Source organism: Pseudomonas sp. B8(2017) (assembly GCF_002113575.1).
Taxonomy (GTDB): domain Bacteria; phylum Pseudomonadota; class Gammaproteobacteria; order Pseudomonadales; family Pseudomonadaceae; genus Aquipseudomonas; species Aquipseudomonas putida_Z.
Genome location: NZ_NEIO01000024.1, coordinates 71,716 through 83,071, shown reverse-complemented (window position 1 = coordinate 83,071; position 11,356 = coordinate 71,716). Strand labels below are relative to the sequence as shown.

Sequence of the window (11,356 nt, the reverse complement as noted above, 5' to 3'; positions counted from 1 at the left end):
GTGAAGGGGTGGGGCGAGTTCTCCCACGGTCTGTACTGCTGTGAACAGTCAGATTCGGCTTTTTCGTCCCACCACCCCTTCGAGTATCACCATACAAGCGGCTTTAGCCGCGAAGAATCCAACGCGGTGCCTGGCACCGGCTGCGCCGGTGTTCGCGGCTAAAGCCGCTCCCACAGGGTCCCTGCTAATTCAATGAGTTATGTGCAGCCTTATGAGAACGGGCACGCCCGCTCCCACAGGGTGCGCAGTGCGAAACCTGAGAAAGCGCAGCCATCACTTCACAAAATCCTGAACTGATTATTTGCCCGCAGCGATTTTTCCCCTCGCCAACCGCCACCAGAATCGCTTCACCACAATCACAAGAACCGTGAGGCCACTCCCGTGGACCAGACACTCCAGGTACGGCAAGCCGCCGCCGACCTCGTTGCGGCGTTCGCCAGCAACGACACCGCTCGCTATTTCGCCTGCTTCAGCGAAGACGCCACCTTCCTTTTCCACACCCTGCCGCAACCGCTGCTGTCGCGCCATGCCTACGAGCAACTCTGGGCCCAGTGGCAGGCCGACGGGTTTGCGGTGCTCGCCTGCGAGTCGGGCAATGCCCAGGTGAGCCTGCAAGGTGACGTGGCGATCTTCATGCATGATGTGGCCACGCACATCCGCATCGCCGGCGAAGAACACCAGTTGAGCGAGCGCGAGACCATCGTCTTCCGCCGCCACGGCGAAAGGTGGCTGGCCTGCCACGAGCACCTGTCGGTCGTATCGCCGGCCTGATCATCCATTTACGCGGCCCTGCCGCCCTGCCATCGCACCCACAATAAGGCCCGCGTACTGCGCCGGCCCACAACAACCGCGCTGGAGCATCACCATGAGCCACTCGACCGGTATCGAGACCAACGGCGTCGAACAGATCCCCGACGATCAACGCGACGCCTCCCCGCTGGACCTGTTCCGCCTGATCTTCGGCGGCGCCAATACCTTCGCCACGGCCGTACTGGGCAGCTTCCCGGTGCTGTTCGGGCTGTCGTTCCAGGCCGGCGTGTGGGCGATCCTGCTCGGCGTCGGCGTAGGCGCGCTGATCCTCGCGCCCATGGGCCTGTTCGGCGCGCTCAACGGCACCAACAACGCGGTGTCGTCGGGTGCGCACTTTGGCGTGCACGGGCGCATCGTCGGTTCGTTCCTGTCGCTGCTCACCGCGGTGGCGTTCTTTTCGCTGTCGGTGTGGAGCTCGGGCGACGCCCTGGTCGGCGGCGCCAAGCGCCTCGCCGGCCTGCCGGAAACCGACCTGACCCTGGGCTTGGCCTATGGCCTGTTCGCGGTGCTGGTGCTGGTGGTGTGCATCTTCGGCTTCCGCTTCATGCTGTGGGTCAACAAGATCGCCGTGTGGGCCTCGAGCCTGCTGTTCCTGCTGGGCATCGTTGCCTTTGCCGGGCCGTTCGATGCCGGTTATGCGGGCAGCGTAAACCTCGGCCAGGCGGGCTTCTGGGCGGCATTCGTCGGTGCGGCGATCCTGGCCATGAGCAACCCGGTGTCGTTCGGTGCGTTCCTCGGCGACTGGTCGCGCTACATCCCGCGTGAAACGCCCAAGGCGCGCATCATGCTGGCGGTGATCGCGGCCCAGGGCGCGACACTGATCCCGTTCCTGTTCGGCCTGTGCACCGCCACCCTGGTGGCCACCCAGGCGCCGGACTACATCGCCGCCAACAACTACGTCGGTGGCCTGCTGGCGGTGGCGCCAAGCTGGTTCTTCCTGCCGGTGTGCCTGATTGCGGTGATCGGCGGCATGTCCACCGGCACCACGGCGCTGTACGGCACCGGCCTGGACATGTCCAGCGTGTTCCCACGCCTGCTCAGCCGTGCCGGCGCCACGCTGCTGATCGGCGTGCTGGCGATCGGCTTCATCTTCGTCGGCCGCTTCACCTTCAACCTGGTGCAGAGCGTGTCGACCTTCGCCGTGCTGATCATCACCTGCACCAGCCCGTGGATGGTGATCATGATCCTCGGCCTGATCACCCGTCGCGGCTTCTACCATGCCGACGACCTGCAGGTGTTCACCCGCGGCCAGCGTGGCGGCCACTACTGGTTCCTGCATGGCTGGAACTGGCGCGGCATGGGGGCGTGGATCCCCAGCGCGGCGGTGGGCCTGTGCTTCGTCAACCTGCCAGGGCAGTTCGTCGGCCCGCTGGGCGACCTGGCCGGCGGCATCGACCTGAGCCTGCCGGTCACCCTGGGGCTGGCCGGCGTGCTGTACCTGCTGCTGCTCAACCTGTTCCCCGAACCTGCCGGCGTGTATGGCCCCCAGGGCCCGCGTTGGGTGCGTTGCAAAAGCACCGCGCACACGCCGGTAACCACCGCCGAAATGGCCTGACTGGAAAACGACCATGACCACTTCCCACTACATTGCCGGCCGCTGGGTCGAAGGCCAGGGCAGCGACTGCATCAGCGTCAATGACCCGGCCCTTGGGCAACCGTTTGCCGAACTGATGGCTGCCAGCGTCGCCCAGGTAGACCAGGCCGTGACCGCTGCCCGTGGCGCCCTGCCCGCCTGGAAAAACACCAGCGCCAGCGAACGCGCCGCCTACCTGCGCGGCTTTGCCGAACAGCTCGGGCAGCGCCGTGAAGCGTTGATCACCTTGCAGATGCGCAACAACGGCAAGCCACGTCATGAGGCGGAAATCGACCTGGACGACGCCATCGCCACCTTCGGCTACTACGCCGAACTGGCCGAGCAACTGCCATCGAAGAACCGTGATGTGCCGTTGGCTGCGCCGGGTTTCAGCGCTCGCACCCGCCTGGAACCGGTGGGCGTGGTCGGCCTGATCGTGCCATGGAACTTTCCGCTGGTGACCAGCGCCTGGAAGCTCGCCCCGGCCCTGGCCGCTGGTTGCACCGTGGTGCTCAAGCCATCGGAAGTCACCCCGCTGATCGAACAGGCCTACGGCCAGATCGCCGATGCCCTGGGGCTGCCGGCCGGGGTGTTGAACATCGTCAACGGCAAGGCCGAGACCGGCGCTGCACTGAGCAACCACAATGGCCTGGACAAGCTGTCGTTCACCGGCAGCAACAGTGTCGGCAGCCAGGTAATGCGCAGCGCTTCGGCGCAGTGCCGGCCGGTGACGCTGGAGCTGGGCGGCAAGTCGGCGATCGTGGTGTTCGATGATTGCGACGTGGGCCAGGCGGTGGAGTGGATCGTCGCCGGCATTACCTGGAACACCGGGCAGATGTGCTCGGCCACTTCGCGGCTGCTGGTGCAGGACGGCATTGCCGATGCATTGCTGCCGCGTTTGCAGGCCGCACTGGAACAGCTACGGGTCGGTAATCCGTTGACCGAAGAAGTCGACATGGGGCCGCTGACCAGCCAGGCGCAGTGGCTGAAGGTGGCCGGCTACTTTGCCACGGCGCGGGAGGAAGGCCTGCAGTGCCTGGCCGGTGGCAAGGCGCTGGACCGGGATGGCTGGTTCGTCAGCCCGACGCTGTATGCCGATGTGCCGAAAGACAGCCGCCTGTGGACCGAGGAAATCTTTGGCCCGGTGCTGTGCGCGCGTCGCTTTGCGACCGAGGAACAGGCGATTGCCGAGGCCAACGATAGCCGCTTCGGGCTGGTGGCTACGGTGTGCTCCGCCGACCTGGAGCGCGCCGAGCGGGTGGCCGATGCGCTGGAGGTTGGCCATGTGTGGATCAACTCGGTGCAGGCGGTGTTCGTCGAGACCTCGTGGGGTGGCACCAAGGGTAGCGGGATCGGGCGTGAGCTGGGGCCTTGGGGATTGTCGGCCTACCAGTCGGTCAAGCATGTGACACGCTGTCTGGGTTGAGATTTCCGGGGCCGCTTTGCGGCCCTTTCGCGACACAAGGCCGCTCCTACAAGGACCGCGTATGACCGTGCATAACGTGCAAATGACCCGGGCGCTCAACTAGTTGCTGAACCGCGAGTAAGGCCTGGAATTGATGCCGGGCTCACCGGCCTCTTCGCGGGTACCGCGCTGCCCTTCAGGCCTGCGCTATCCCTGTGGGAGCGGGTTTACCCGCGAAGAGGCCGGCACAGGCGATACAAAACTCTGCGCCCGCGTGACTTTCCCCTCCCACCGCAAAGTCCCACTTCCTGGTACCCCCACAATCACAACACCAGGCCGGACCACCCATGCACCCTCAACGCAACGCCTTGCACAACGAACTGCACGCCCGCCCGTCGCTGTATTTCGACGGCCCGGCGCATGTCTTCCACCTGGCCTTGCTCGGCGGCGATGCTGCCTGTGCGGCACTGCTGCAACGCTGCTGCCCGGATGCCCTGGACACCGCTGCCGCCCAAGGCATCACCCGCCTGGATGGCCATCCGTTCAAGTGGGAACGGCACACCGAGTTCTTCACCCTGACCCTGGTGGTGCCCTGCACTGCCGCCGACACCGAGTGGCAAACGCTGCCGCCGGTGCTGGCCGAGGCTATCGCTCCGCAAGCGGCGCAAGTAATCAACGCCGTGCAGGTGCTGGTCCGTGACGAACACGAACTGGACCTGCCCCACTACGGTTTCAAGGACCCGTGCGGCTCCTGCGTCGGCGGTGGCGATGCGGTGGTGTGGAGCGATTTTCGCCTGACCGAGGACGGCACCAACCGCTTCCTGTTCATCAACCGTCGCCTCAATGCCTACCGCCAGGGCCGCATGATCCGCCGTCTGCTGGAGATCGAGACCTACCGCATGATGGCCTCGCTGACCCTGACCACGGCCAAGGACCTGAGCCAGGAACTGGATGCCTTCGACAAGACCCTGGTCAGCCTCTCGGAGCGCAGTGCCGGGGTCGATGGCCATGATTCCAAAGGGTTGCTGGAGGCCATTGCCCACCTGTCACGCCAGGTGGTCAGCCGCACGGTGAAAACCCGCCACCGCTTCGGCGCCACGCAAGCCTATGCGCAACTGGTGTTCGAGCGCCTGGGCGAGCTGCGGGAAAGCCATGTGGGCGACTGCCAGCGCCTGGGGGTGTTCATCGAACGACGGTTCAAACCGACCGTGCGCTACTGCGCGGCCACCGAGCAGCGCCTGGAGCAGTTGGCGAAGAATGTGGCCAACCTGGGCGACCTGTTGCAGGCACGGGTACAGGTGGAGATGGAAGAACAGAACGCCGAGATCCTGCGCAGCCTCAACGCCCGGGCCGATGCCCAGGTGAAGATTCAACGGGCGGTGGAGGGGCTGTCGATCATCGCCATCACCTACTACCTGCTGAACTTGTTCAAGCTGCTGTATGGCGGGCTGAATGTGCTGGGGTTGGGGCTGACGGCGCGGGATGGGCTGTTGGCCATGGCGCCGCCTGTGCTGTTGGTGCTGCTGGTGATTTTGCTGAGGATCAGGCAGGCCAAGCAGCATTGAGGCTGGGGGCTGCTTTGCAGCCCAATCGCCGGCAAGCCAGCTCCCACAAGGACCGCGTCGACTTCAAGCCATACGCAGTACCTGTGGGAGCCGGCTTGCCGGCGATTGGCTTCACACCGACTCGTCAGCCGAGCGAGCGCCCTCCTGCACCAACACCATGCTCTGCGGCGACGACAGGGCAATACCTTCATCACGCAGGCGCCCAAGAATGGTGAACAACAGGTCACTGCGCGTACCGGATACCTGCCGCGGCCCCGCCACGTAACCACTCACACCTATCACCATGCCGCTGCTGGTCAGGTCCTTGAAGGTGACCGAGGTGGCCGGCGCATCCAGAATCGCCTCGTGCTCCTGGTAAGCCGCCAGCAGCAGTTCACGCACGCGGTTGGCATCGGTCTCCAGCGGCATGGTCAGGGTAATGCCGACCACGCCAAGGGCATTGCCCATGGTCACGTTGCGCACGTTCTGCGAGATGAACTGTGAGTTGGGCACGATAACCGTCGAGCGGTCGGACATCTGGATCTCGGTGGCGCGCACGTTGATACGGCGAATGTCGCCCTCGACGCCCGCCAGGCTGACCCAGTCGCCCACCTTGACCGGGCGCTCGGTCAGCAGGATCAGGCCGGAAATGAAGTTCTGCACGATCTGCTGCAAGCCGAAACCGATACCCACCGACAGGGCACTGACCACCCAGGTCAGGCTGGTGAGGTTGATGCGCAGGGTCGACATCACCAGCATGGCCAGGAAGATGAAGCCCAGGTAACCCACCAGGGTCACCAGCGAGGCACGCATGCCGGCGTCCATGTCGGTTTCCGGCAGCAGGCGATCGCTCAGCCAGCGCTTGACCACGCGGATGGCGAACAGGCCGCCGAGGAACATCACCACTGCCAGCAGGATGTCCTGGGGGACAATGTTCATGTTGCCCAGCAGCTTGCCGCCGGTCTCGTCCCAATCACCCAGGCTCAGCAACAGCTCGCTGGGGCTGGTGCCCGATGGCATCAGTGCCAGCAACAACGCCAGGAACAGCACCACGGTGCGGCCGATGCCGGCCAGGATGGTGCTGGCCTGCGCCTGGTGACGTGGCGCCAGGCCCAGGGTCGAGGCCAGCGCCAGGCCGCCGGGTTGGCGGGGCGACAGCAGGGTTTCGCAGAGGTCGCCAAAGAACGTGGTCAGCAGGTAGGCACAGGTGATCACCAGGCTGACCCACAGCAGCTTGGCGGTGAGGAAGTAGGCGAGTGTCAGGTAACCGGCGAGCAGGGCCAGCAGGATCAACGTCAGCCAGATCACCATCACGAACGGGATCAGCCCGGCCAGGCCCGTGGGGCGCTCCAGGTCATGCTTGCGCAGGGTGCGGCGGTAACGCAGCAGCGCACCGGCGAAGGTGACCGCCACTACCAGCGCGGTCAGGCCGTTGACCGCCACGGTCAGCGCCAGGCTGGCACCGATCACGCTGTTGATGCGTTCCATGGTCATCATGACCATCAGCGCCAACGCCAGCACCTTGGGGAACCAGCCCAGGGCGCTGGCCACTTCATCGTGAATAGGCGGCAGGCGCCAGGACGGACGCTGCAGCATCAGCATGGCGCGGCCCAGGCCGGTGATGAAGGCGCTGAACACCACCAGGGCAAGTACATGGTTGGCCAGGCTGGCGATATCGGCGCCCAGCTCGGCGCTGCTCTCCAGCCCCCATCGCAGCAGCGAGACCGAACCGGCGATGGTACCCAAGGTTGCCAGGCTCACGCCCAGCGCCAACGCACTGCGGCGCAGGCGGCCTTCGGGTAGCCAGCTGACCATGGCGTCGGCCAGCAGGCGCTCGAGCACGCGGCGCACCAAGGTCCAGACCAGGATTGCCGCCACCAGGCTGGTAATGAACAGCCAGCGATTTTCGGCGCTGAAGGCACTACCGATGGCATCGGCCGTCTCGCCACGCAGGTCACGCAGGCGTGCCACGTCGTCCTGGGTGGGGCGAATGATGCTCTGCCAGAACGCCGGGCTCAGCGGTGAGGCCGCGCGGCTGGTGATCTGCGAGTTGAACTGGCTGCGGCGCAGGTTGACGATTTGCGTGGACAGGTCGCGGGCCGACTGGGTCAGCTTGGTTGCCTGGTCCCGTTGGGCTACCAAGGCCTTCTTCTCGGCCTCCAGCTCCTTGCGCTGCTGGGTCAGGGTGGCGGCCTCGTCCGGCTGGACCGGCCCGATGACCTTGAGCTTGTCGTCGACTTTCTCCACATCCGTGGTGCGCAGGGCACTTAACGCATCGGCCTGGCGCTGGACCTGCATGGCGCCCAGGCGCAGTTGCGACAGCAGATCGTCGTTGGCCTCGCTGGTGACACCCTGGCGGATCTGGTCCAGTCGATCGCTCAACTGCTCGATGCTGGCGTTTTCATCCAGCACGTTCGCTTCGGCAACCGCCAGATTGGACAACGGCGTGGCCGGGGCCGACCAGGCCGGGCTGGCAATGGCCAGCATCAAGGCCATGAAAACCATCAGGCCTGGGCAAAAACGGGCAAGGCTGACACGCCTCATCGAATATTCCTCTTTACAATTCGATTTGGCGGGGGATTCTACGCGGCTTCACGCGATCAGGAGAGTGCCGTTTCTCGTTTGAGCAGTTGCTGTTTGCGCTCGACACCCCAGCGGTAGCCGCTGATGTCGCCGTCGCGGCGCACCACCCGATGACAAGGGATGGCCACAGCGATGTGGTTGGCCGCGCAGGCCATGGCCACCGCACGCACCGCCTTGGGCGCGCCGATGCGCTCGGCGATGTCGGTGTAGCTGACCCGGCTGCCGGCCGGCACCTCGCGCAGGGCTTGCCACACCCGCTCCTGGAACGCAGTGCCTTGCACATCCAGGGGCAAAGCCAGGCCCAGCGCCGGGGCTTCGACGAAGCCCACCACCTCGGCGACCAACCGTTCGTAGGCACTGTCGCCACCGACCAGGTGGGCCTTGGGGAACTGGTCCTGCAGGTCGCGCAGCAGGGCCTCGGGGTCGTCGCCCAGCAGGATCGCGCAAATGCCCTTCTCGCTCTGGGCCACCAGGATCGCGCCCAGAGAGCACTGGCCGAGGGCGAAGTGGATGGTTGCCCCGGCGCCGCCGGCGCGGTATTGCCGCGGGCGCATGCCCAGGCGCTGGTCGGCGCTTTCGTAGAAACGGCTGTTGGAGTTGTAGCCGGCGTCATAGATGGCATCGGTGACAGAGCGCTGGCCATCTTCCAGGTGCGCGCGCAGGCGCCGGGCACGGAAAGCGGTTGCGTAGGCCTTGGGGGTGAGGCCGGTTTCGGCTTTGAACAGGCGATGCAGGTGGAAAGGGCTGACGGCCAGTTGGGCGCTGAGTTGATCGAGGCTGGGCGCGGGGTCGCTGGCTTCGATCAGCCGGCAGACGCGGGTGACCAGCTGGCTGTGGCGGGTGGCGCTGGTGGTGGTGGCGGTGCAACGTTTGCAGGCGCGGTAGCCGGCGGCTTCGGCGGCGGCTGGGGTGTCGTAGAACTCGACGTTGGTTCGCTTGGCGAGGCGCGATTTGCAGCCGGGGTGGCAGTAGATGCCAGTGGTGCGCACGGCGTAGACGAAGTGGCCGGTGGCGGCGGTTTCGCGGGATTCTACGGCTTGCCAGCGTTGGTCGGGGGTGGTGTAGAGGTTCATTGGTAAATGTCCAGATAGGTTGTTGCCTGTGCCGGCCTCTTCGCGGGTAAACCCGCGAAGAGGCCGGCACAGGCGGTGCAATACCTCAGGCCCGCCACAGGTACCAGGCCGCCACGGTACGGTATGGCCGCCAGCCGCCACCCAGCGAACGCATTTGCGCCGGCGTCGGCGCCTTGTCCAGCCCCTTCAGCCGCCGATACCCCTCGCGCACGCCAAAATCGTCGACCGGCAGAACGTCCGAACGCGCCAGGCTGTAGATCAGCAACATCTCCACCGTCCACCGCCCTACCCCGCGCAATGCCACCAGCCGTTCGATCAACGCGTCGTCAGCCATGGCCAGTGCCTCGTCCCGGCTCGGCACCAGGCCATCCAGCCGGCCCTGGGCAATACCCTGGATCGTCGCCATCTTGCTCGCGGAAAAACCACAGGCGCGCAGGGTTTCTGGTGTAACCGCCAACAACTGCTCCGGCCCTGGGAACGCAGCCTCCGGGAACAACGCCAGCAAGCGCCCAAGAATTGCCTCGGCAGCACGGGCATGCAGTTGCTGGTAGGCAATCGCCCGTACCAATACCTCGTAAGGCTCACGCCCCGGCGTGGCCTGGTGCAGACAAGGCCCGGTCGCCGCGATATGCCGCGACCAGTCCGGGTCGAGCGCCGCCAGGTATTCGGTGGCCTCGCGGTACGCGTCAGGCGAAAGGTCGGCCCGGATCATGACACCTCCATCAAGTCGATTGCAGGTCCAGCTTAGCGCAGCCGTTCATCGGGCAAACGCCGGTTCTTGCGCGGCTAATTCCTGGCATGCCATTGCTCCGCGTCATCGTCCCCGCATAGAATTGAGAACTATTAACAATCGCATATATCCACAGGACCGGGCCTTCGCCAAGATGCAGATCAACGACACGCTCAAGCCGACCGAGGTCGCTCTGCTCTACCAGGCCCACCACCGTTGGCTCAGCGGCTGGCTGCGCAGCCGGGTTGGTTGCAGCGAGCACGCCGCCGACCTGGCCCAGGATACCTTCGTGCGGCTGTTGCGGGCCCGCCAGCTTTCGCCGCTGAAGGAGCCACGCGCCTACCTCAGCAGCATCGCCCGTGGCCTGATGATCGACCAGTTCCGCCGCCGCGCGCTGGAGAGGGCCTACCAGGAAAGCCTGGCTCACCTCCCCGAAGCCGAAGTCCCCAGCGAAGAAGATCGACTGGTCATCCTGGATACCCTGGCGCGCCTCGACCGTGCCCTGCACCAGCTGAAACCGCGTGCCCGCCAGGCTTTCCTGCTGGCTCAGCTCGATGGTTTGAGCATCGTGCAGATCGCCCTGCGCCTAGGTGTGTCGCGGGCCACCGTCGAGCGGGACCTGGCCAAGGCCCTGGGCGTCTGCTACCGGTTGCGCTATGCCGACGTCTGACAGCGCGCCCGCGCAGGCGCAGGTCGACCAGGCCATCGACTGGCTGGTGAAGCTGCGCTTCGACAGCCCCTGCCCGCGTACCGAGCAGCAGTTCCAGCACTGGCTGGCCAGCCATCCGCACAACCCCTTGGCCTGGCAGCGGGTCAGCCATCTCAGTGACGAACTGGCCGGGCTGCCCAAGGGCCTGAGCCGCCGCACTCTGGATGGCAGCCAGCGCGAGCGCATCAGCCGTCGCGACCACCTCAAGCTGCTGACCGTGCTGGCCGTGGGCGGCAGCCTGGGCTGGGCCGCGCGCGAACCGCTGGGCATACCCCAGCTGCTGGCCGACAGCAGCACTGCCACCGGCGAACGCCGCCAGTTGCAAGGCAGCGATGGCAGCCGCATCCAGCTCAATACCGCCAGCGCCATCGACCTGCGTTACAGCGCCGAGCAGCGCCGGCTGCAACTGGTGCGTGGCGAGGTGAGCCTGGACAGCAACCCCAACGATAATCGCCCGTTCCGCATCGACACCCGCATTGGCCAACTGGCCACACTCGACGGCCAGCTGCTGCTGCGCGAGAACGACCAGGGCCTGTTGCTGGCGGTACGCCGGGGCGACGTCACGCTGTTCCCCACCTCGGCCTCGCCACGTCGGGTGCTGCCAGGCGAAACCTTGCAGGTGTGGGCCAGCGGCAGCTTCCAGGCGGTGACGCTGCACAGCGACCCCTGGGGCTGGACCGACGGCGTGCTCAGCGTGCAGCAGATGCCGCTGGGCGAGTTCATCGCCGAGCTGGCGCGTTACCGCCCGGGCCTGCTGCGCTGTGCCCCGGAAGTGGCAGACCTGAAGGTGTCCGGTACCTACCAGCTGGCCGACACCGCGCAGATCCTGCATCTGCTCACCCGCAGCCTGCCGGTGCGGGTCGACTACCGCACGCGTTATTGGGTGAGCATCGGTGCGGCCTGAAAAATTTCTAAAAATAAATGAGGTG

General features: G+C 65.8%; 9 protein-coding genes. 6 read left to right on the top strand and 3 right to left on the bottom strand.

What is annotated here, in order from left to right; translation table 11 throughout:
* Positions 1–381 precede the first annotated feature (381 nt).
* The 4 genes from CAG22_RS24315 (at position 382) to CAG22_RS24300 (ending at position 5,353) form a co-directional block, all read left to right on the top strand.
* Positions 382–771: a nuclear transport factor 2 family protein gene (locus tag CAG22_RS24315; protein ID WP_015268917.1), complete on the top strand. Its 390-nt coding sequence runs from the start codon at positions 382–384 to the stop codon at positions 769–771.
* Between the two features lie 94 nt (positions 772–865).
* Positions 866–2,365, top strand: a complete 1,500-nt coding sequence (locus CAG22_RS24310) for a cytosine permease (RefSeq protein WP_046616768.1) — start codon at positions 866–868, stop codon at positions 2,363–2,365.
* A gap of 13 nt (positions 2,366–2,378) precedes the next feature.
* The gene (locus tag CAG22_RS24305) at positions 2,379–3,809 is read left to right on the top strand and encodes an aldehyde dehydrogenase family protein (protein WP_085706343.1); all 1,431 of its coding nucleotides are present in this window, start codon (positions 2,379–2,381) and stop codon (positions 3,807–3,809) included.
* Positions 3,810–4,135: 326 nt separating this feature from the next.
* Complete coding sequence (locus CAG22_RS24300; RefSeq protein ID WP_085706342.1) at positions 4,136–5,353, top strand: DUF3422 domain-containing protein; 1,218 nt, start codon at positions 4,136–4,138, stop codon at positions 5,351–5,353.
* Positions 5,354–5,464: 111 nt separating this feature from the next.
* Here CAG22_RS24300 and CAG22_RS24295 read toward each other — a convergent pair whose 3' ends face one another.
* From CAG22_RS24295 to CAG22_RS24285, 3 genes are all read right to left on the bottom strand, one after another.
* Positions 5,465–7,876, bottom strand: coding sequence for a DUF3772 domain-containing protein (locus CAG22_RS24295; RefSeq protein ID WP_085617319.1), 2,412 nt, complete (start codon positions 7,874–7,876; stop codon positions 5,465–5,467).
* A gap of 56 nt (positions 7,877–7,932) precedes the next feature.
* Complete coding sequence (gene ada / locus CAG22_RS24290; protein ID WP_085706341.1) at positions 7,933–8,988, bottom strand: bifunctional DNA-binding transcriptional regulator/O6-methylguanine-DNA methyltransferase Ada; 1,056 nt, start codon at positions 8,986–8,988, stop codon at positions 7,933–7,935.
* An 85-nt stretch (positions 8,989–9,073) separates the two neighbouring features.
* Positions 9,074–9,700, bottom strand: a complete 627-nt coding sequence (locus CAG22_RS24285) for a DNA-3-methyladenine glycosylase (protein ID WP_085706340.1) — start codon at positions 9,698–9,700, stop codon at positions 9,074–9,076.
* Positions 9,701–9,872: 172 nt separating this feature from the next.
* Here CAG22_RS24285 and CAG22_RS24280 point away from each other — a divergent pair, with 172 nt between their 5' ends.
* Entirely contained in the window at positions 9,873–10,388 is a 516-nt protein-coding gene (locus CAG22_RS24280; protein WP_085706339.1) for a sigma-70 family RNA polymerase sigma factor, read from the top strand.
* Complete coding sequence (locus tag CAG22_RS24275; RefSeq protein ID WP_085706338.1) at positions 10,375–11,331, top strand: FecR domain-containing protein; 957 nt, start codon at positions 10,375–10,377, stop codon at positions 11,329–11,331. Before CAG22_RS24280 ends, CAG22_RS24275 begins: the two co-directional genes overlap by 14 nt.
* The last annotated feature ends 25 nt before the right edge of the window (positions 11,332–11,356 follow it).